Annotated in this window: 22 protein-coding genes and 6 tRNA genes; 5 read left to right on the top strand and 23 right to left on the bottom strand. The window is 34.8% G+C overall.

The features are described from left to right. Positions 1-173: 173 nt before the first annotated feature. The 3 genes from ACFFIS_RS02635 to ACFFIS_RS02645 all read right to left on the bottom strand — a co-directional run bounded on the left by ACFFIS_RS02635 (position 174) and on the right by ACFFIS_RS02645 (position 3,436). On the bottom strand, positions 174-2,093 hold the full coding sequence (locus ACFFIS_RS02635) for an LTA synthase family protein (protein ID WP_390186038.1): 1,920 nt from the start codon (positions 2,091-2,093) through the stop codon (positions 174-176). A gap of 169 nt (positions 2,094-2,262) precedes the next feature. Next, a complete protein-coding gene (locus tag ACFFIS_RS02640) occupies positions 2,263-3,237 on the bottom strand; it encodes an ROK family glucokinase (protein WP_320379172.1) in 975 nt (324 codons plus the stop codon). Next, positions 3,221-3,436, bottom strand: a complete 216-nt coding sequence (locus ACFFIS_RS02645) for a YqgQ family protein (protein ID WP_390186040.1) — start codon at positions 3,434-3,436, stop codon at positions 3,221-3,223. Before ACFFIS_RS02645 ends, ACFFIS_RS02640 begins: the two co-directional genes overlap by 17 nt. Before the next feature lie 108 nt (positions 3,437-3,544). Between ACFFIS_RS02645 and ACFFIS_RS02650 the strand changes: the two genes are divergently transcribed. After that, positions 3,545-4,375 (top strand): hypothetical protein, encoded by an 831-nt coding sequence (locus ACFFIS_RS02650; RefSeq protein WP_390186041.1) that lies wholly within the window; start codon positions 3,545-3,547, stop codon positions 4,373-4,375. A gap of 18 nt (positions 4,376-4,393) precedes the next feature. Here the strand turns inward: ACFFIS_RS02650 and ACFFIS_RS02655 are convergent, their stop codons facing one another. The 4 genes from ACFFIS_RS02655 to rpmG form a co-directional block, all read right to left on the bottom strand. Next, a complete protein-coding gene (locus ACFFIS_RS02655) occupies positions 4,394-5,938 on the bottom strand; it encodes a rhomboid family intramembrane serine protease (protein ID WP_390186043.1) in 1,545 nt (514 codons plus the stop codon). 91 nt (positions 5,939-6,029) lie between these two features. Continuing rightward, positions 6,030-6,218 carry a protein YqgO gene (gene yqgO / locus ACFFIS_RS02660; protein WP_320379177.1) on the bottom strand — a complete coding sequence of 63 codons (189 nt, stop codon included), beginning with the start codon at positions 6,216-6,218 and terminating at the stop codon, positions 6,030-6,032. 68 nt (positions 6,219-6,286) lie between these two features. Continuing rightward, positions 6,287-6,844, bottom strand: a complete 558-nt coding sequence (locus ACFFIS_RS02665) for a 5-formyltetrahydrofolate cyclo-ligase (protein WP_390186045.1) — start codon at positions 6,842-6,844, stop codon at positions 6,287-6,289. Positions 6,845-6,979: 135 nt separating this feature from the next. Beyond that, on the bottom strand, positions 6,980-7,129 hold the full coding sequence (gene rpmG, locus ACFFIS_RS02670; protein WP_320379179.1) for a 50S ribosomal protein L33: 150 nt from the start codon (positions 7,127-7,129) through the stop codon (positions 6,980-6,982). Between the two features lie 163 nt (positions 7,130-7,292). Between rpmG and ACFFIS_RS02675 the strand changes: the two genes are divergently transcribed. Together ACFFIS_RS02675 and ACFFIS_RS02680 are read left to right on the top strand one after the other, a co-directional pair. After that, positions 7,293-7,496, top strand: coding sequence for a hypothetical protein (locus ACFFIS_RS02675; RefSeq protein WP_390186046.1), 204 nt, complete (start codon positions 7,293-7,295; stop codon positions 7,494-7,496). Between the two features lie 42 nt (positions 7,497-7,538). Next, on the top strand, positions 7,539-8,150 hold the full coding sequence (locus tag ACFFIS_RS02680; RefSeq protein ID WP_390186048.1) for a hypothetical protein: 612 nt from the start codon (positions 7,539-7,541) through the stop codon (positions 8,148-8,150). A gap of 42 nt (positions 8,151-8,192) precedes the next feature. Here ACFFIS_RS02680 and ACFFIS_RS02685 read toward each other — a convergent pair whose 3' ends face one another. From ACFFIS_RS02685 to ACFFIS_RS02735, 11 genes are all read right to left on the bottom strand, one after another. Next, a complete protein-coding gene (locus ACFFIS_RS02685; protein WP_390186049.1) occupies positions 8,193-10,358 on the bottom strand; it encodes a peptidoglycan D,D-transpeptidase FtsI family protein in 2,166 nt (721 codons plus the stop codon). Positions 10,359-10,429: 71 nt separating this feature from the next. Further along, complete coding sequence (locus ACFFIS_RS02690) at positions 10,430-11,698, bottom strand: MFS transporter (protein WP_390186051.1); 1,269 nt, start codon at positions 11,696-11,698, stop codon at positions 10,430-10,432. 162 nt (positions 11,699-11,860) lie between these two features. Beyond that, entirely contained in the window at positions 11,861-12,472 is a 612-nt protein-coding gene (locus ACFFIS_RS02695) for a superoxide dismutase (RefSeq protein WP_390186052.1), read from the bottom strand. A 156-nt stretch (positions 12,473-12,628) separates the two neighbouring features. After that, positions 12,629-12,701, bottom strand: a tRNA-Phe gene (locus ACFFIS_RS02700). Between the two features lie 21 nt (positions 12,702-12,722). Continuing rightward, positions 12,723-12,815, bottom strand: a tRNA-Ser gene (locus ACFFIS_RS02705). Positions 12,816-12,828: 13 nt separating this feature from the next. Beyond that, positions 12,829-12,905 (bottom strand) — tRNA-Ile (locus ACFFIS_RS02710). A gap of 10 nt (positions 12,906-12,915) precedes the next feature. Beyond that, a tRNA-His gene (locus tag ACFFIS_RS02715) sits at positions 12,916-12,991 on the bottom strand. A 30-nt stretch (positions 12,992-13,021) separates the two neighbouring features. Then, positions 13,022-13,095: transfer RNA gene (locus tag ACFFIS_RS02720), tRNA-Met, on the bottom strand. A 3-nt stretch (positions 13,096-13,098) separates the two neighbouring features. Continuing rightward, positions 13,099-13,173 (bottom strand) — tRNA-Asn (locus ACFFIS_RS02725). A gap of 252 nt (positions 13,174-13,425) precedes the next feature. Beyond that, positions 13,426-15,051, bottom strand: a complete 1,626-nt coding sequence (locus ACFFIS_RS02730; RefSeq protein WP_320379185.1) for a Na/Pi cotransporter family protein — start codon at positions 15,049-15,051, stop codon at positions 13,426-13,428. A gap of 455 nt (positions 15,052-15,506) precedes the next feature. Further along, a complete protein-coding gene (locus ACFFIS_RS02735) occupies positions 15,507-16,145 on the bottom strand; it encodes an NfeD family protein (protein WP_320379186.1) in 639 nt (212 codons plus the stop codon). Between the two features lie 78 nt (positions 16,146-16,223). On the opposite strand from ACFFIS_RS02735, the gene yqfZ reads away from it, so the two are divergent. Then, positions 16,224-16,550, top strand: a complete 327-nt coding sequence (yqfZ, locus tag ACFFIS_RS02740) for a protein YqfZ (RefSeq protein ID WP_320379187.1) — start codon at positions 16,224-16,226, stop codon at positions 16,548-16,550. A 61-nt stretch (positions 16,551-16,611) separates the two neighbouring features. On the opposite strand, the gene ACFFIS_RS02745 is transcribed toward yqfZ, so the two are convergent. After that, on the bottom strand, positions 16,612-16,977 hold the full coding sequence (locus tag ACFFIS_RS02745) for a DUF4190 domain-containing protein (protein ID WP_320379188.1): 366 nt from the start codon (positions 16,975-16,977) through the stop codon (positions 16,612-16,614). A gap of 154 nt (positions 16,978-17,131) precedes the next feature. Between ACFFIS_RS02745 and ACFFIS_RS02750 the strand changes: the two genes are divergently transcribed. After that, positions 17,132-17,413, top strand: coding sequence for a DUF2624 family protein (locus tag ACFFIS_RS02750; protein WP_320379189.1), 282 nt, complete (start codon positions 17,132-17,134; stop codon positions 17,411-17,413). A gap of 33 nt (positions 17,414-17,446) precedes the next feature. Here the strand turns inward: ACFFIS_RS02750 and ACFFIS_RS02755 are convergent, their stop codons facing one another. From ACFFIS_RS02755 to ACFFIS_RS02770, 4 genes are all read right to left on the bottom strand, one after another. Then, positions 17,447-18,337, bottom strand: a complete 891-nt coding sequence (locus ACFFIS_RS02755) for a deoxyribonuclease IV (RefSeq protein ID WP_320379190.1) — start codon at positions 18,335-18,337, stop codon at positions 17,447-17,449. Between the two features lie 28 nt (positions 18,338-18,365). After that, positions 18,366-19,685 carry a DEAD/DEAH box helicase gene (locus ACFFIS_RS02760; protein WP_390186055.1) on the bottom strand — a complete coding sequence of 440 codons (1,320 nt, stop codon included), beginning with the start codon at positions 19,683-19,685 and terminating at the stop codon, positions 18,366-18,368. A 420-nt stretch (positions 19,686-20,105) separates the two neighbouring features. After that, complete coding sequence (locus tag ACFFIS_RS02765; RefSeq protein ID WP_390186056.1) at positions 20,106-21,221, bottom strand: Nif3-like dinuclear metal center hexameric protein; 1,116 nt, start codon at positions 21,219-21,221, stop codon at positions 20,106-20,108. Then, positions 21,196-21,912: a tRNA (adenine(22)-N(1))-methyltransferase gene (locus ACFFIS_RS02770; protein WP_390186057.1), complete on the bottom strand. Its 717-nt coding sequence runs from the start codon at positions 21,910-21,912 to the stop codon at positions 21,196-21,198. Before ACFFIS_RS02770 ends, ACFFIS_RS02765 begins: the two co-directional genes overlap by 26 nt. Positions 21,913-21,976 lie beyond the last annotated feature (64 nt).

Raw genomic sequence — 21,976 nt, forward strand, 5'->3', positions numbered from 1 at the left:
CACCACGGACACCCTTGCGTTGAGCTAACCGCTACTTCTGTCTTCACGGCTCGGGACTTTCACCCTAGAGATTACACCCATGCCGGGCGCACAACCAATAAAAGAGGATGCAAATGCATCCTCTTTTTAATATTTAAAAAGAAGCAAAGTGAAGATAACTCCACTTTACTTCTTTATTCCAGTTTCGTTTCGTCGAAATCAATAAAACGGAATAAATCACCATATATAATCGCATCTGAATACTCTAGTTCCATATCCACCTTTTCTTTAATTTCACTACAAGGCGAATCAGACTGTTGTATATTCAACCCAGCATTCTCTCTATCCAACAATTCTCCATTGTGACGGTCATAGCAAACTCCAGCTGTATAAATATAATCATCACTGATAAAGTCACCATTTCTAAGCGCGATGTACCCTTTTCGATTATCAACGAATAAATCATTACCAAAGTATAAATCTTGCTTTGTATCGATACCTAGTAAGTGTAATAATGTTGGTTTAACATCGATTTGACCAGATACTTCAGATCGTACTTCCCCTTCTCCATGACCTGGAATATGAATAAAGAACGGGACGCGTTGTAATTGTACATGATCATATGGTGTGATTTCTTCTTTATCTAAATACATACTCATTGCCTTATTATGGTTCGCACTAATTCCATAATGATCGCCCATGATTAAAATAATAGAGTCTTCATATAATCCCGCTGCTTTCAGTTCTTCAAAAAACAATTCAATTGCTTCATCCATATAACGCACAGTTGGGAAAAAGCGATTTAGTGTATTAGAATTTGAATCATATGGCTCAATAGATCGATCTTCTTCATCCAATTCAAATGGGAAATGGTTTGTCAACGTTATAAATTTTGTATAATATGGTTCTTTCAATGTTTGCAAATATTTAATAGATTGTTCAAAAAACTCCTTGTCTTTCAAACCCCACCCAATTGAATTTTCTTTCGTTACTTCGTAAGCATCTTTGTCAAAAAATTGATCATATTTTAAGCTTTCATACATTTGATCTCTATTCCAGAAACTTCTATTGTTAGCGTGAAACGTGGCAGTATAATATCCATTTTCTTTCATTATCTCTGGACCGGCATGGTAAGTGTTTTGGCCGTGAGTAAAAAACACTGCACCCCTAGAAAGTGGGTATAAAGAATTCGCTACAATAAATTCTGAGTCAGATGTTTTTCCTTGTTCCGTTTGATGATAGAAGTTTTCAAAGTAGTACGTGTCCTTATCCTTCGTTAATTGATTTAAAAATGGTGTGATTTCTTGTCCATTCACATCATTATTAATGACAAAGCTTTGAAGTGACTCAGCCCATATAAAAATAACATTCTTTCCTTCTGCAACACCGAACATGTCAGAAACTTCATCGCTACGAACATTATCTGTTATATATGCTTTAATTTCAGGTATTTCATTACCGTCAGCAAACACACGTTGTGTTTTAACTTTAGAGTGCAACACAATATCGTAAATATGATAGTTGTACAACCCAATATTTTTAACAAGATATTCTCGGTCAAAAGCACGTGTAAACAGCTGTGGACGCTCCATTTCTGCGAGGAAAAAGTTTGCGGATAACAACACTAACGAAATTGCTGTTACAAACACTTTCCCACTTCTTGGATATCGTACTGCAACATAGTCTTGTTTTTTCTTACTCAAGTACCAAATGAACACAACATCCATAAATAATAAGATGTCATAAAACTTGATTAAAGTAACGATACTTGAACCCAAGTCCGCTGCATTGCTCGCTTGGAATAATTGTGGAATCGTAATAAAGTCTGTAAAGCTTCGATAAAAAACAAGGTTTGCAAATAATACTAAGCTACCTATTAAAGCAGTATATCTGATAAACTTCATTTGCCTCGATTGTTTTTTAATCCATATACTTAATGCAAAAATTAGAAATGCAGAAATAAAAGGATTAATAAACAAAATAAACTCTTGCATCTTATTCTCTAAGTCAATATTAAATAAGAAACGATACACGATATATGTTTTCGTACCAAATAATATAGTAGCGATAAAGTATAGTGGTATTGTTCCCCACCTATATTGCTTATTCATCATCATATCCTCCCCAGTGCTAATAAAAAACATATACTATTTCTATATGTTTTTATCTCTCACTCGTTACGGCATTTTGAAAGATAAAAACCCCGATTATATATATATGACGTAGCTTTCATAGAAAAGGTTTCATTTATATTACAGTTTTATAAAGAAAAAGGCAAATATTCTATTTTCTATTTGCATTGCATTTTTCATTTACTAAATATGAGGCACCAATGATTCCAGCATCATTGCCTAATTTAGCAATCGAAAATTCACATGCAGCACTAATACGTGATAAAGCATATTTTTTAAATGCCTTTTTCAAAGGTTCAATAAATTGATTACCCGCTTTTGACACGCCGCCTCCAAGGAGTACCTTTTCAGGGTTTATAACAGTTGCAATATTTGCAATTGCCAGCCCTAAGACATCCGCTGTGTACATGATGATTTCATTGGCATCTTCATCACCTAAGGATGCGAGGTGAAAAATATCCTTCGTTGTAATTGTTTTGTTTTCCTGTATGAATTGATTTATTTGACCACTAGGATGTTTTTTTGCAGTTTCATATGCTTGTCGCACGATTCCCGTAGCAGAAGCAACCGTTTCTAAACAACCATGACGACCACAATTACACAAATAACCATTAGGATCAACCGTTAAATGGCCAATTTCTCCCGCTGTACCGTTTACACCATCCAATAAAGTACCGTTGGCAATCACGCCGCCTCCTACTCCTGTACCTAGTGTAATGGCAATCATGTTAGGAGCTAAATCTCCCGCACCTCTCCAGAATTCTCCCAGCGCAGCCATATTTGCATCATTTTCAACAAATACAGGTAAGTTCGAAATTGTTTTAAATTGTGCTGCAAGGTCAAAGTTTTTCCAACCAATATTTACAGCCTCATAAATAATACCAGCTTCCCTGTTCACAAACCCTGGTGCGCCAATTCCCATACCTTGTATTGTATTCAGCGGAATACTATTGTTATGCATGAATGTTGAAATTGATTCCCAAACCTCTTTCACAATATGCTTACCTTGCTCTGTTTTATTCGTCGGAATTTCCCATTTATGTACAATCTTACCGTCAATTGTTACGATTCCAATTTTGACTGCCGTTCCGCCAATATCAATACCAAGATTATATTTTTCCATCATTGGCCAACTCCTTTAATTTGTTAATTTCACTTCTTAAAATAAGAGATGCTTGTTGAAATTGTTGATTAGAAATCATTTGTAAACGGAAAATTTCTCGAAGTTCTAATTCCATTAACTCTAAATCTGCAAGTCTATTACCAACATAGACAAAAATACCAAATCGTTTCAATAATTGTTGGACATCATATACCGTTTTCATATTTTTCACCATCAAAATTATACCAAACTTAAGTATAAATAGCGATTGTTTTCATAATCTACACACTTCCACATATAATGTCGTATACCATTAAGAGGACTGAATGAGATGCGAAAACTTATATTTATATTAACGATGAACACAGTCATATTATCAACAATCATTATCTTTTCCCTTAAACCTGGAGCAGAACAAACAATCACATATTTCCCTTTGGATCATGCCATTACATTCAAAAAATATTACACGCATATTCAGGTTGAAGATGAAAACAACAAACAAATAGCATGGACAACCTTTTCTTTAACAGACGAAATTATCTATTTAAGACAAGACGTCGCCCTATTATTTGCAAACGGAAAACTCGTAGGGGCTCGAACGAAATGGCAACAAAATACGGATAGTATCAAAATTGAAGAGAAGATTCCATATGAATCACATTCGTATTGGAACGGTATTACTTTTCATTATGGTGAAAGTCATTATGCAAATGAGGAAATTAGAAGTGTACAACAAATATCAACTGACGAACTATTTATCGGAGACAACTTTCATTTTAAAAAAGCAACAAATAAAAAAGAAAGAGAAACAGAAAAGTTATTAAAACAACACACAAATCATGACTTAAAGGTAAAGTGGAATAAGCTTATCTCCTATTTTAATATTAATCAAGCCAACTACAATGAAATTGCACTTACGGATATTACACTAGACAAACCACTCCATTTCTTAAATCACTCAGCAGAACAGGTAGAGCAAATTATTGGTCAATTGTGGGAGGGGTTATATAAAAACTACTTAATCCCTGCATTTGATTCAAAAAGTGGAGATTTCGATACATACATCCCATTAATTTTAATAGATAAACAGGAAACACATTTAATTGTCCTATTCGAAATAAACGGTGAGCCAATGAAGCTTATACAAAGGTTTCCATAAGCTTCCTACTCACCCCTATTACTTATTCCATAATTTATTATAAAAATCTTGGTACTGATCCTCTATTGGATCTAATTCATGAGCTGTTTTAATTGCGTCTTTTGCTTGTTCTATATGGCCTTGGTCATAATATAATAAAGCTAAATTATAATATGCTTCAGGCATGCTTGGATCGACTTTAACCGTATATTCTAAGTCTTCAATTGCTTGCGTCTCTTTTTGTAATTTTATATATGCATACGAACGCTGAAATAATAATGGTGCTTTTAAATCTCCAGGATCATGATTTAATGCTTCTGTTGTTACCCTAATGACTTCATCATACTGTTCACTTTGTATCAAAGTAGTAACTTTTTCCCATTGATAAGGGGCAGATTGAAGTGTTTTATCTATTCCATAATAGCCTAAACCGGAGATTATGAAAGCATAAACGACAATAGCAAGCATCTGAGTCTGCCAATTTCGATTCTTTCTAGGCAAATGCACAATGCCTGCTGCGACAAATCCTGTAAGTAGTCCACCTACATGTGCACTATTATCAATTTGCGGCACAAGAAATCCAAATACAATATTAATTATGATTAACATAATCACGTTTTGACCCATTGTCTTAAAAAATAGTTGGCGGTAATGCAGTCCAAAAAATAATAGTGCACCAAACAATCCAAATAAAGCTCCAGATGCTCCTGCTGATACATTATTTGTAAATGCGAAACTTGCTATTCCACCACCTATACCAGCTAAAAAGTAAATTGCGAAATAACGAAATGAGCCATAAATTCGTTCGACAAGTGTACCTAAATAGTAAATGGCTAGCATATTCATAAATAAATGAATAAAACCGATATGAATAAACATCGAACTTACAATGCGCCACCATTCGCCATCAACAATTGCAGGATTATACTTTGCCCCAAAACGGATTAGATTGGGAACTGATTGGCTTCCACCATTTAATTCAACTAAAAAATAAATAATAATATTGATAGCAAGAATCAAATAAGTTAAAATCGGTTTTCCATGTGCCATGATATTTTCTTGTTCACTTTTATGTTTTTGAAATTGCGATTGCAAACGATGTTGAATATTATTCGTTTGTATCACTATTTCTTCCTCTGGCATCGATGTTTTCATGTGTAATGGTTCTAAGTTAAGATCCTCTTGTAAACGTGTCAATTCTTCATTTTCATGCACCAGATCAACATAATAAACATGCATCATGATAGATGTTTTATCTTTAAGTTTCATTGGTTTTTTTAATTCTTCCCAATGATCCACTGGACTATATGACGTAATATAAACATTAGAAACATCAAAGTTTTTACCCCGGAGGAAACCCTTCATCTGCAGAACCCTTTGAAAAACTTGGGCAATATCTTGTTTCAAATGATTTTTCCAATCAAATCCTCTTGTAGTAAGACGAATAATATTGGTAACTTGCTTTGTATACTTTTCAAGCCACAATTCACCCGTGTTTTCGTTTAAATGTAGTAATTCATAACCTTCCTTTGATACAAGGTGATTTGCGATTGTGTATAGCGTATATCGCTCTTTTACATTCATTCATTTTCCTCCCTGCTCCTTTTATCATACCAAAAGAGGAACCGGATAAAAAATAAAAGAAGTTGTAAAGACAACTTCTCTAAATTGTTGTTTATTTTGTCATTGGTTTAAGTAAACTAGGCAATACTTTTTTCTTTAAAATTGGAAGGTTTAAGGACATGCGCACAGTAAACTTCCTTAAAAAACGAATAGCCAACAACATATTTATAATACGATACCTCCATTTAAATAAAAAAGTAAATATCGTAAGCAACGCGGTAAAAAAGGTTACTTTCTTCATAAGAACATCCTCCTACATACTGATGTTCTTAGTTATTTTCAAAACCAGACTATATATGCATGTTATATTTACTTAATTAAACCCTTTTCTGTAATTAAGTGTTGGACAGGTATATCATGATATTCAACCGGAATACGCTCTAATAGCTGCATAGAATGAACTAAAGATACCGTCTGATTTGGAAAATTGGTTAAAAATCGATCATAGTATCCTCCACCGAAGCCAATTCGATAACCATGTTTATTAAAAACGACGCCAGGAACAATTAACAAATCAATATTCATTTTACACATGAGATGCGATTCCTGTGGTATTGGCTCTAAAAGGTTAAAATAAGACAACTCGAGTTCATCATAATGATCCAATCGATAAAAGTTTAATGCTTTTGATTTAGGTAGACAACGCGGTAAACAAATCGTCTTTTCTTCTGACCAACCTTTTTCTATAATTGGCTTTGTATTCCATTCTAACCCTTGTGCTAATGTGATACCAACTGTTTTTGCCTGTTCCCACATAGGAGACTGAAATAAATACCTATGTAATTGCGCTTCAATCTGGGCCTTTTCAGCTGATTCAATGTTTTCCAACGCATGTAAAATAGTTTTTCTAATTGTGGGCTTGTCCACTTCATCACCCCAATCGTAAAAATTCCCACTCGAATTAACGAATCATACACCCTTACTAATTCCAATTGTATCATAGTATGAAAAAACTCCCATCATAATCAAAAGATATCTGATAAGGAGTTTAAAATAAATAAATTATTTTGTTTCACGATGTAAAGTATGCTTTTTTAAACGTGGGCAATATTTCTTAAGTTCTAAACGTTCAGGATTTGTACGTTTATTTTTTGTTGTAATATAGTTACGGTCTCCCGTTTCCGTGCAAGCTAACGTAATATTTACACGCATGACTATCCCTCCAAACTTCATTCTCTCACAAATAAATTACTATAACCTATATTATAATAGCAAAAGATTCTCCATCAATCAAGATGATATGGTAAAAAATTATTGTTTTATCTTTTGGCTATGTATGATATAACTATAATTAGGAGAAATGGAGGTTGAAAGAATGATATACGCAGGAGTAACAATTATAGTAGTAGCCATCGCTTTATTTATTGTATCTTTCTTCATGCAAGATAAAATTGAAGATATTGAAAGTCAGGTTGAGCAATTATCAATTTCGACTATGCAAGATACATATCAGATGAAGAAGAAAATCAAAATCTTAGAAGAAGAACTTCTTTCTGATAATCTTTCAGCAAAAAAATAACAGTTAAGTTAGGGTTAAAATAAAAAAAGGATTGTGAATGGAATGAAACAAGTTATAAGATCTTTCGCGGTAGGATTATTTACTGCTGGCATCATTCTTGTATCTGTTTTTTATTTCTCAGAAGACAAAAGTCATGATACAACTAAAATGTCTGATAACGAAATGATTGACATCATGAAAGATAAGGGGTACCGAGTCATTTCCGAAGCAGATTATATCTCCTTATCAGTAAATGCGGGGAATGAACAAACAGCTGAGAAAAAACAAGAAAACGTAGCAGCAAATTCTACTAAAAATGAAGCAGCAACAAATGACAAAGGCGAAGCAGAAAAAACAGAGAAAGAATCTAAAAAAGACGAAAAAGCTTCTGACAAAAAGGTAGAGAATACTGACAAAGAAAAAGCTGAAAAGGATAAAAAAGCTGAGAAAGAAAAGAAAAAGAAAAAATCATATACGCTAAAGATTAAATCTGGTATGTTTCCTTCAGAAGTCGCTGATTTGCTAGAAAAAAATAAAATAATTAAAGACAAGCATAAGTTCAACAAATTCTTGGAAGATAAAGGCTATGCACAAAAAGTACAACTTGGTGAATTTAAAGTTTCCAGTGATATGGATCATACGCAAATCGCAAAAATTATAACGAAAAACAGGTAAGACAAATAACCCAGCCTCTCTAGGAGACTGGGTTATTTTTTATTATGCTTCATCTTCTATTTTATCTTGTTCGTCCGCGTCTTTCTTATCGGCTTTACTATCTTCACCCTGTTCTCGTTCCTTTTTCAATTTAAAGTACGTATCCAATACTCCTTGGCCAATAGTATGGTTTAGCGGATAATTAGATGTTCTTCCCATATATGGAACGATAACTGCAAACGCAACTTCTGGATCATCATATGGTGCATAGCCAACTAACACATGATTATTTGTCTTCGCTTCGATTATGGCTTTCCCATTAGCATCTTTGCCGTATATTTCAGTTTGTGCAGTCCCCGTTTTACCCGCTGCTTTGTAAGGTTTATTTCCGAAATAGCTGTAAGCAGTACCTCTAGGTGTTTGATATACTTGTCGGAAACCTTCTTGTACCCTCTTTATATAGCTATCGTTCATATCAATTTTGTTTAGTATATCAGTGTGAGTCGTCTTATAAACTGGTCCTAATTCATCCTCTGAAGCTATTGGTTCACGTGCCTGTTTTAGGAAGTGAGGACGAACGCGATATCCACCATTAGCAATTGTAGAAACATATTGTGCCAATTGTAATGTTGTATATGTGTCATATTGTCCAATGGTAAAGTCCATTAGGTTTTTTGCACCTTCTCCTTTATAGCCAGTTGACTCAAAAGGAAAATCAACTCCTGTTTTAACCCCTAATCCAAATTGATTAAAATAATTACGAATCGTTTGGACAGAGTCTCTATTAAAGGTAATTCCCTTACCTGGGTAATAATTAAATTCTCCCCCCATACGTAATCCTATATAGAACATATATACGTTAGACGATAATCTTAATGCATCCAAATCATTTACAGATCCCAACTGGCTATATGACCCTTTAGGCGGCGTGCCTTTAATACGGATTGGTGTGTCATATATATATTCCCCAGGAGACATGACACCAGATTGAAAACCTGCTAGTACAGTAGCGCCTTTTATCGATGAACCAGGTCGATGTGCATCATACAAAGCCTTATATGACGCATTCTCAAATTTCTTTTTATCACGATCGTAATGTTGTCCAGATACTGCTAAAAGTTCCCCAGTCTTTGGATCCATAACGACCACCATCGCATCATTTAAATAGCGGTTTTCATAAGGTGACTGATTAATTGCTGCTTTCAACTCGTTTTTTACTATTTTATCCAATTCTTTTTGGAACTTCATGTCAATAGTTAATACTAAATCCTTGCCGCGTTCACCAGAAACAACTGTTTTCGCATCCACTACCTTACCACTTTTAGTCGTCGTATACTGAATCTTTTCCTTCCTACCACGCAAAAGATCTTCGTACTGTTCCTCTAATCCACTAATTCCTACACGGTCATTTCTGCTATAACCTTTAGACAAAAAGTACTGTAATTTTTCAGCGGGGATTCCCCTTTTCTCGGTTGTAATATTACCTAGCAGACTTTTGAATACATCGCCATATGGATATTCCCTATTCCAATCTGTTGTTGCATTAACACCAGGTAATTCATCTAAGTGTTCCGCAACTTGTGCGTACTCTTCCGGTGTAATATTTTCGTTTTTTATAACTTGCGGTGTTAAAGAATATGCTTTATCTAATTCCTTTTTAATGAGAATAATTTCCATATCCTTTTCTGTAAATCCACTGATTTCTTCTTCTGTAATTCGTTCTAAAACAGTTTTATATTGATCAGCATTACTTAATTTTTCCTTTTCTTCCTTTGTTAATCTTTTTAAAGCTTTCTCCTCATTCTTTTCACTCTTCACATACCAATATTCTTTTTTATCACGTTCCGTAATTGTTTTAAACCTTTTCTGTTTGTCCTTCGGATCGTTTTTATCATATAGCGTAATAAACTTAGATAACTTCTCCGCAACTTTTAAACGATCTCTCGCTTGTACTCGTTTTGGTGGTGTATAAGTTATCGAATATATCGGTTTATTGTCGACAATTAAATTGCCGTATCGGTCATACATTTTACCTCGGGGTACCGGAATGGACGTCGTATCTAGTACAGTCCGATCAATTTCTTTTTGAAATTCTTCTCCATTTAAAATTTGTACAACACCTAGTTGAATAATTAAAACAGAAAACATTAAAAACACAACAAAAAACAATATATTTAAACGAAAAGGAAGTTGTGATTTCTTTTTCTTTTTATCTTTATTATCTACCATCGTTCTCCCCCACTTATCATTAAACGTGAATATAACCTATATTATAACATCTTTTGTCTGGTATTGAACCACTATCTTGTCTTTTCATCTGTCAATTGTTCTTTTACCGGTGCATCTTTTGGAGGACCTGATAGATGAACACTACGAATGAATAAATAAATCATAAGGTGTAAGGTACCAAATACAATTAATAATATCGGGATTATTTTTTCAATAGCGAACAAATTCACGCCAATTAAAAATACGATAATTGATAGTACTCGACCGATGTTCACGTATAACTCTCTAACCACAATATATTCCACTCTTAGTTCCTTAGCCTTCCACGCTTGTCCTATTACATCATAGGTCATGGATATATAGGGAACATTAACGATTGGATAAGCAATGCCAATTATAATGGCGTATATGATTAAGGTCATATAGGTTGTTTTTATTAAGATAAGATAAAGTGGAAAGTAAAGTAATATACTCCCAAATAATATAGCTAGTTTACGATGGCGCTCTTTAATAAGGCGAGTTGCCAAGAAATAAAATATAAATGAAAATCCAGATAAAAATAAATTGAACATCCCTAAAGATAATTCACTTTTTGTCGTAATATAAACCCAAATGGTAATAACGAAAGTAAAAATCCCTTCACGTAATCCTTGAAAAATATGTGCATGTAGAATAGCAGCCCAGTTTTTACTTTGCCTTTTTTGTCTCATTACTTCCTTCAAATAAAATAAACCTTCCGCTTTTCTACGATGAATAAAAAAGCTACATATAACTGCTCCAACAAAAAGAATAAAGGAAACAGTAAAAATAGTCGAATACCCGATATTGTCCGTCATTTTTGCAATAATAAATCCTGCGGCTAATGGACCTATCATACCTGCTAATGATTGCAATAGCCCAAGAAATCCATTAAAGAAGTCACGTGTTTCAGGCTCCGTAATTTCAAACGTAAGCACATTATAGGCAAGCCAATAAAAACCATAACCTATACCTAAAACACTACCTAACATAAAGTTATATGTCGATGCATTTTCACCAATAAGTAGTACACTAAGAAAAAATATAGAAAGAAAAATAACTCCTAATCGGAGGACAATAACACGGTCTATTTTCTTTGCAACTCTTCCAGCAATTAAAAATGTTAACGGCTGAAATATAAATATAGCGAGATTATAAACAGCAATCGTTATATAGTCTCCAGCTTGCTTCCATAAATAGACATTTACGAATGTATTAGATAAAAAAATACCTAGAGAATACAAACCACCTATGAGTAACAATAAAATTAGATCACGATTAATTTCTATATTGCCCAATACTGCACGTTTACTTTTTTGCATTTGAATAAACTCCTTTGTCCTTATGACATAGTGTGAGCAATTCATAATGAGATATGCAGTATGTAAAGATAAAAGGGCAGAGAAAAAGGGCCTAACTCCCTCGTCTAACTACAGAATATAGTAGTTGAGGGGTCAGACCCTTTTATTTAAGCCAGCTATATATTATTTTGCTTCGTTGTAATTTTTGGATACTTCGTCCCAGTTTACAACATTCCAAAAAGCAGACGCATATTCTGGACGTCTATTTTGATATTTTAAGTAATATGCATGCTCCCATACATCTAAACCAAGTAGAGGAGTTTTTCCTTCCATAAGTGGATTGTCCTGATTAGCAGTACTGATTACTTCAAGTTTACCATTGTTCAATACTAACCACGCCCATCCAGAACCAAAGCGAGTTGCAGCAGCTTTTTCAAATGTTTCTTTAAACTGATCAAAGCTACCAAATACTTCTTTAATCTTATCAGCTAATTCGCCAGTTGGCTCTCCACCAGCATTAGGTGCAAGAGTTTTCCAGAATAAGCTGTGATTCGCATGCCCGCCGCCATTATTACGTACTGCTGTACGGATATCTTCAGGAAGTGCATTTAAATCACTAATTAGTTCTTCTAATGATTTGTTTTGTAAATCTGCATGTCCTTCTAATGCAGCATTTAAATTTGTCACATAAGTATTGTGGTGCTTTGTATGATGAATGTTCATCGTTTCTTTATCAATAGTAGGTTCTAATGCATCATATGCATAAGGTAATTCAGGTAATTCAAATTTCGCCATCGTATAAGTCCTCCCTAAAATTTAATAAAAAGAATTGAATATTCAACCCTTTCTTCTTTAAGATTATCAAAGCTAACCTGAACTTGCAAACCATTTGCACTGTACATATGTTACTTTGGGAAAATAAAAAAAGCCGTCGATAGGCTTATTACGAAGTGGCTCGGGACGGAATCGAACCGCCGACACAAGGATTTTCAGTCCTTTGCTCTACCGACTGAGCTACCGAGCCATTATGTATATTTTTATAAGATGGAGGAGGTAGAGGGATTCGAACCCCCGCGGGCTATTACACCCCTGTCGGTTTTCAAGACCGATCCCTTCAGCCGGACTTGGGTATACCTCCATATTTTATTAACTGGTGGACCCTGCAGGACTCGAACCTGCGACCGATCGGTTATGAGCCGATAGCTCTAACCAACTGAGCTAAGGGTCCAGTTTATAAATGGGGCGACCGGTGGGATTTGAACCCACGCGTGCCGGAGCCACAATCCGGTGCGTTAACCACTTCGCCACGACCGCCATTGTTTTAAAATGTTAATAGAAATTCTATAGCGGCGGAGGGGATCGAACCCACGACCTTACGGGTATGAACCGTACGCTCTCGCCAGCTGAGCTACGCCGCCATATGGCTCCACAGGTAGGATTCGAACCTACGACCGATCGGTTAACAGCCGATTGCTCTACCACTGAGCTACTGTGGAATATTTTTAATTAACTCTTATCACTAAGTTACGTATTTTGATATACATCTTTAGTGGCAACGAAATATAATTTACCATGTTTAAATATCTTTGTCAACATTTATTTTTATAAAGTTACATTTCTTATGTACATACGACAAATCACGCAGTCGAAACAACACAATTAAATATATCACCTTTTCCATTTTATATCAAGACAAAAATGGATTTTTTTCATTTTATATAGTAAAAAGAGAGGGATTCCCTCTCCTTTTACCGATTCAAAACATGCTCTGCTATATTTACTGCATGATCTCCAATACGTTCTAAATTACTAATGATATCTACAAACACGATACCTGCGGAAGCATTACATATTCCTTCATTCATGCGAATAATATGTTTTTTTCGAAATACACGTTCCATTTTATCAATTTCTTGTTCTTTTTGTACAACCGCTAAAGCTTCTGTTCTATTATTATTGCTTAAAGCTAACACTGCTTGTTTTACTGTTGATATGGTTAAATCAAACATATTATTTAAATCTTCTTTCGCATGCTCTGTCATTACTACTTTGTTTGAAATTTTATAATCAATGAGTTCGATTATATTTTCAAAATGATCCCCTACACGTTCAATATCACGGACAGTATCCATTAATATGGTGTGGTTTTCACTCTGAATTTCTGACATTGATTTACTCGCCAGTTCAACTAAATAATGAGTAATACTTCTATCAAGACTGTTTAACGCACCTTCAATTTGCATTGCCATTTCAGAATGCTTTTGTTGCTGAGTAGTTAAATATAAGTTCGTTTCTTCTAGTCCTTGATAAGCATATTCACCCATTCGTACTATTTCAGCCTTTGCTTGATCAAGCGCAACTGCGGATGACTGTTCAATAAAAATAGGATCTAAATGCTGTGGTCTATATTCAATTGTAACATCTTCACCAGGTACCATTTTTGTAACTAACCAAGCTAGTCCAGCTATAAATGGAAATTGTACAATCGTATTTGATATATTAAATGTTCCGTGTGCAAAAGCAATCGTCATTTCTGGATTTAATTGTAATTGCTGTTGTAGGAATATCACAATGGTCGTAAACGGCGTAAGTAAAATTAAGAATAAAGTAGCACCAATCACATTAAATATTACGTGTGTCAATGCCGCACGTTTTGCTGCAACAGATGCACCCAAAGAAGCTAAAATAGCTGTTATTGTTGTACCAATATTATCCCCAAATAAAACTGGAATCGCAGCTTGTAACTGGATACTTCCTTCTGCAAATAAGCCTTGAAGAATTCCAATTGTCGCACTTGAACTTTGAACAATTAATGTGAAAATAGTTCCAATTACTACCCCTAATACAGGACTATTACTCATATCAACTGTTAATTGATGAAAAGTTTCTAAATGTCTTAGTGGTGCCATTCCACTACTCATGAGTCCCAAGCCAAAAAATAAAGCCCCAAATCCAAAAACGGCTTGTCCAATAGCATTTACTTTTTTATTACTAAAAAAGAATAACATAAAACAACCGACAGCAATAATCGGTAATGCATACTCTCCAATGTCCAATCCAATGATAAAGGCTGTTGTCGTAGTTCCGATATTTGCTCCCATAATAACACCGATAGCTTGTCTCAATGTCATAAATCCAGCATTTACTAGGCCAACGGTTAATACTGTTGTACCAGAGCTACTTTGAATCAGCATCGTTACTATTGCACCCGCTAGCACGCCTAAAAAAGGATTGCTTGTAAACTTGTCTAGTACGTCACGTAAACGATCGCCTGCCGTTTTTTGTAATCCTTCCCCCATGAATTTAATACCTAGAAGGAAGATACCTAGACCTCCCAAAAATTCAAATAAAATGGTTTGGATATCTAATTCCAATCGAGCTCCATCCCTTCACGATTATGTATCAATTATTTTGTTGTCGCTGCTTATACAATTATTACAAATATTAATGTAATCGAAAAGATAATTTACACTTTGTTTACACTAAATTTACAAAGTATAAAACATAAGCTCTATTTATGTAGACTTCCAACTAAATACGCAAGCTCTAAGCTCTATGATTTAATCGAGTGGGACTCTTTTTAGCGCACTTAGAACACATTTGACTTGTGTAGGCGTAATGTTTCACACATTAACTTTAATACCTCCTAAATCAGCCTTGCATTCAATGATGTGATAGCATGGCTATAGTATGCAAATTTACATATTGTTTTTGTTTTTATGACATTCAAAAAGAGGCTAGGAAATAAGGTAATCCCCCCACGTTCCACTACATATTTAGCGAAAACTAATCATGTAGCAACAACTAAGGGGGCTTATCTTATTTTGTCCTAGCCTCGTGATTGTACTTCTTCTACAAGTATTCTTGTGCCATCCACTTGAATAACGGTTACTTTCATATCCTTCATTAACCACTGACCATTTGAAATGGCACTGTAATCTTTCCCGTCAATTCGAATGGTTCCGACTGGGCGCATATTTGTAACTGTGATGCCCTGTTTACCAACTAACTCTCGATAAGAAGTATTAATAGAGCTGTAACCCGCCTCATCAGTTAACTGATCTTTTAAAGTCATTTTTGTCCACATTTCACGTCTTGGAAAGACCTTTAAAAATAAGAATGAGCCACCTAAACCTGCCATCACACCTATCACTGCATATATGCCTGCAAAAATATTTGGAGCTGGCAAGGCAACCGCAAGTAGCATTGAAAAAAGACCAATTGTTGCTAATGTACCATCATTCAATAACTTCCCATCCAAAATAATGAGAACTAACCCTATAAAATAGATGAACATCATCAACATAAGTAAGTCTGTTTGAACATACACTGAAAAATAAACTGTAATAAAACCGATTCCTAAAATTGCAAAAAAACCACGCATATTTACTAAGATTTCTCCAATTAAAAATAAGGAGGCTAATCCAGTAATTACTAAACCAATCCAATCATACGAAAAAATTTCCATTTTCATCCCCCCATATCTCTGTCACTATTTCGTACGTAATAGGAATCCATAATGTTTCAAAAAGGAGTATATATTGCCATGGATTTTCTAAAAAGGTTATGTACATATGCCCTTATTATTTTATTTGTCATCAGTATATATTACGATTTAACTGTTACTAATAAGGTGCCTACTATTGATAATAGCACAATCCCCAATAATAATGTGGAATCCTTCCATGTCAAAAAAGTGAAAGTTTCACGCGGAGATACACTATTATCTGTTGTAGAACAAATTAATCAAGGTATTTCAGGACATTTAAATATGGAGGAAATCATCATGGATTTTAAAACCTCAAATCCGAATATAGATCCATATAAGTTAGAGGTAGGTAAATATTATTATTTTCCTATTTATGAGGACTAGATATACGTAAAAAGCCGTTCACAAGGTAAAGAAACTTTACCAGTGAACAGCTTTATCATTTCTAAACAAATGGCCGTATAAATAACGACAATACAATGGAGACAATACCAGCACCTATTGCGATATTTCCTAACGTTTCCGCATGACGGTTTCTTGCAACGATTCCGACAATAATTCCAGCAGCACCCATAATTACTGGAAGCCAGAAGAATGAAATTATCGATAACGCTAAGGCAACCCATCCAACAGATTGATTTACATTTGTTCCATCATCTACACGTGATTCACGATGGTCATGTAAATCAACTGCACTTAACTCAGCTGCTGTTTCTTCATCGCGGTCACTATAAGATGCGATATCCCTTGGTGAATCCAAATCTGAATTATTTACGGGCTTATTTTCATTATCTTGCGTATTATGGTTCACGATAAGACCTCCCTTTTTCTTGAGGTGCACTTATAGTGTGTGGAAGTTTCTAACCAATATACGATGTTTAAACTGGCAAATGTTGTAGTCTTTTTATGCATACATTGCATATAGTAAAAACAAAGACATTTTGTTTGAGCAAAGGAGTTTTTTTATGTTTATCAAACAGATAATTAATAAAAGATTAAAGCAGCTAACAGAGGAGGATTTATTATACTACAGTAAACAATACGGGTTTAACATCACACAACAGGAGGCAAGTGATATTTTGATGTATATTCAACAACATGATATCAATCCATTTGTGGCAAAAAAACGCGAAATCATGTTAAGAGAATTAGCGCAAATAACATCCATTAGTACTGCAAAAAAAGCAAATGTCCTGTTTATGGAACTGATACAATCTTATGGATTAGATCATTTGTTAGAAGATTAAAAGGGGAACGATTTTTCGTTCCCCTTTTTTAGCCTATCCCATAATTTTATTTTTTAACTCCGGATCAAATGTACCTTTTTTAATCATTTCAATTTCAAATTGATAAGGTGGACGCTTCGTCGTTTTCGTCTCACCTACATATGGTGTTTCTAATATTTTTGGAATATTAGTAAATTGCGGATGATAAATAACATAATGTAAAGGTTCAAAACCAATATGTCCAAATCCGATATTCTCATGACGGTCCTTTTGTGCCCCACGTTCATTTTTACTATCATTTACATGAACAACTTTAATCCGATCTGCACCAATTGTTTTGTCAAATTCATTTAAAACACCATCAAAGTCATGCACCACGTCATATCCCGCATCATGAATATGACATGTATCGAGACAAATCGATAACTTTTCATTATGCGTCACACCGTCAATAATCTTTGCAAGTTCAGTAAAGGATCTACCTATTTCAGTACCTTTACCAGCCATTGTTTCTAATGCAATTTGTACGTCATCATCTTTTGTAAGTACTTCATTTAATCCTTCAATAATACGCTTTATTCCGTTGTCGGCACCGGCACCAACATGAGCACCAGGGTGTAAAACAATTTGTTTTGCACCGATAGCTGCAGTTCTGTCAATTTCACTTCGCAAGAAATTTACACCGAGCTCAAATGTTTCAGGTTTGGTTGTATTTCCAATATTAATAATATACGGAGCATGCACCACAATATCTGCCATTTGATGTTCTGCCATATGCTTTCGGCCCGCTTCTATGTTCAATTCCTCTATAGGTTTTCTTCGTGTATTTTGAGGAGCACCTGTATAAATCATAAATGTGTTGGAGCCATACGATGCAGCCTCTTCACTAGATCCTAATAACATTTTCTTCCCACTCATAGAAACATGTGAACCAATTTTAAGCATGAAATCCTCTCCACTCTATCTCTTTATTTTATTTTTTATAATTTCGTTTCGTCTGGTTACTTAATTGACGTTTAATTTGTTGCTGCTGTTGCTTCATTTTTTTACGGTAACCAGGTTTAACCTTTTTAGCCTTCGGAACTCTTCTCCACGCCTCTTCTTCAAGGCTTTTATCTGTCTTTTTACGTATATTTCTACGATTCCAATGTTTATCTTCAACCCAGCTTCCATTTTTTATATTTGAAAAGGTAAATTTCAGCCCTTGTTCCTCTAATTTTTCTATTAATACTAAATCTTCCTCAGTATATAAACTAATCGCAGTACCTTCCATGCCAGCTCTCGCCGTTCGTCCTACACGATGAATATAAAATTCCACTTGTTTTGGAAGTTGCGCATTTATAACATGACTTACCCCTTCAATGTGAATGCCCCGAGCTGCCAAATCTGTCGCTACTATATATTGGTAACGGAGGTTTTGAATTTCTTTGAGAGCCCGCTTTCTTTCACGAGCTGGTAGTCCACCATGTAATATTCCTACTTCCAAACCTCTTTGAAGTAAGGCATTTGACAATTTGTCTGCTTGTTCTCGACCATTTGTAAAGATAATTGCAATATATGGATTTATTGCTTGACTAATTTCCATGATTACATCTGCCTCTTCCCGATGTTTTCTATGGATTAGGCGATGTTCCATTGTTTCGGGTGATAAGACTTGATCCATTTTAACATGTATCGGACCAGACAAATACTTTTTCAAAAATGGTTGCATTTTTTGTGGTATTGTTGCCGAAAAAACCAACACTTGTATTGCTTGATTGCAACGTACTAATAGTTGATCAATTTCTTTTATTAACCCGAGGTCAAGCATTAAATCCGCTTCATCTATAACGAATGAACGTGCAGAGAATATGGAAATAACTCCTTCTTGAACTAAATCAAGTATCCTACCAGGTGTACCTACGATAATATGAGGTGGATCTGTTAACTTGTCAATCATTCGCTGTTTATCTGTTCCACCAACAAGAAGTCGTGTAGTCCACTTGCCCTCTTTATTCGCATATTGAATCATTTTTTTTACTTCATTATAAATTTGTGTCGCTAATTCTCTAGTCGGGGAAGTAATTACAAATTGAACACCCTGCTTTGATTCATCTAATAAATTAAAAATGGGAAGTAAAAAAGCATGCGTCTTCCCAGATCCTGTTTGTGATTGACCAATTACACTTTCTCCACTCAAAATTGCCGGGATAATTTTTTCTTGAATTCCAGTAGGTTGATGAAAGTGTAATTTTTCCAATACGGTGTGAAGCTCTTGTCGAAAAGAAAATGATGTGAAATTGTTTGATTGCATACTGTTTAAACTCCTTCTTCAATATCAGATGACTTTCCAACTTCAATTAGTAGGATTTTCTCACTTCCCTTACTAATAGTCGGTTGAATAAATCAACTTTTACCGGCTGTTGATCCCTACCTCTTATTCATAAATAATCTTGAATCCTGCGTGAGTTCTTACAGCCAGTTACTTATGATAAACAATAACTTTACTGCCATTTTTGGAGAGTTTAGCGAATTGAAATGTTTTGTTGTACGGTCACACACTATACTTACATAAGGATACCGTGTTTTTTCTATCCTAAAATTCACTTCTCTTATCATAACATAAAACAGAACAAACATTCAGCTACGTATTGCTATATTATCCGTCCTGCTATATAAATCAACACGAAACAAAGTATTACTGCAGACCCAATAATCATTTCTATGTGTTCATTTATATAAACTGAAAAGGATCCGTAACGGATGAAGAAGTGACAATTTCTACGTCATATTCTTTTAGCTTTTGCGTTAAATAATGCTTCACGCCATCTTTCATCACCTTTTCAATATAGTGCCCGGCATCAATTACGGATAAGCCTAAATCGAGAGCATCTTGAGCAGTATGAAACGTCAAGTCGCCTGTAATATATACATCAGCTCCCCTTTGTTTAGCCGTTTGGATATAATTTTCACCACTACCACCAAGAATCGCAACCTTTTGAACCTCTTGCTCTACATCTCCAATAACACGCACAGCATCCAAATGGAAATATTCCTTAACTTTTTCACATAGATTCGAAAGAGTTATTTTCTCCTGTAATTTACCAATTCTACCTAGCCCATAAGGCTCTCCTGCTAATTGTAGTGGATAAACGTCATAAGCCACCTCTTCATATGGATGGGCCAGTTTCATCGCTTCAATACATACTTGTAGTTTTGAAAGAGGAACGATTGTTTCTATCTTTAATTCTGAAACGCTTGTTAATTCGTTTTGCTTTCCGATATAAGGAGTCGTCCCGTCTAATGGTTTAAATGTTCCTGTACCTTTAGTTCGAAATGTACAATGACTATATTCACCAATATGACCTGCTCCACTATTGTGTAATGCTTGCATCACAGTTGTAACAGCTTCTTCTGGAACAAAAACAGCAAGCTTAAATAGCTTTTCAGTATCTATCGTTTTTAAAACTTCGATGGACTGAATATCCAAAGCCTCGCAAAGCATATCATTAACCCCACCATTTGTGATATCTAAATTTGTATGAGCGGCATAGACCGTGATGTCATGCGCTAATAACTTTTTCAAGACACGTCCCTTTGCTTGATCGAAATTTATTTGTTTAATTGGTTTAAATAGTAATGGGTGGTGGGCAATAATTAAATCTACATCCTCCTCAATCGCTTCATCGACAACATTTTCTAGTACATCCAGCGTCACCATTATTTTACGAGCTTTATTTTGAAATGATCCGACTTGTAATCCGACCGAATCCCAATCATAAGCAAAATGTTTCGGCGCCCAATCTTCCATAATTTGAAATACCTTACCATTCTTTAACGCCTTTTTCATCGTGCAAAACCTCCTTTATCCAATTTATTTCACGCTGCATGACAGCAATTTTTTCCACAGCAGGAATTTTCGCTTTTTTCATACTTTCTATAATTCTTAATCGTTTTTGTAATTCTGATTTCCATTTTTTCATAAAAAGGGTATTTTTATTTAAAAGTTGAATCGGGCCAAATAATAGTTCTTCATCCGAAAGTGTTCGTGTGTTTTTCACTTTATCTCCAACAATTACTTCATAAATATGACCATTTTCTTCCATAATCAATTCTGAAGTTATTTGAAATCCTAACTGTAAAAATGCTCGTCTTACATCTCGTTCGTCGATATTTGGTTGTGCTATAATTCTTTCGATTGACTTTAAATTGGATTGCCCCTCTATTAAGATTTGTTTAATTAACGATCCACCCATTCCGGCAATAACAGTTTGTTTCACATCATGTTCGCCTTCTAAAATAGCTAATCCATCTCCTAAACGTACTGAAACCGATTCTTCTAAACCAAACCGCTTAATTGATTCTTTTGCACTCTCGTATGGACCCTGATTTACCTCACCTGCAATTGCCCTTGCTGTTTGATCATGAGAGCAAACATAGCAAGGTAAATAAGCATGATCTGATCCAATATCTGCAAAATATGCTCCTTTCGGGAGAAACGAAGCTACTGTTTTTAAACGTTCCGATAGTTGTATGTTCATATTATTACCTCATATTTATATTGATACGAAGAAAAGCTTTCTGTTTATGCAGAAAGCTTTTCTT

Source organism: Paracerasibacillus soli (assembly GCF_042432965.1).
In the GTDB taxonomy this organism is placed as follows: domain Bacteria; phylum Bacillota; class Bacilli; order Bacillales; family Amphibacillaceae; genus Paracerasibacillus; species Paracerasibacillus soli.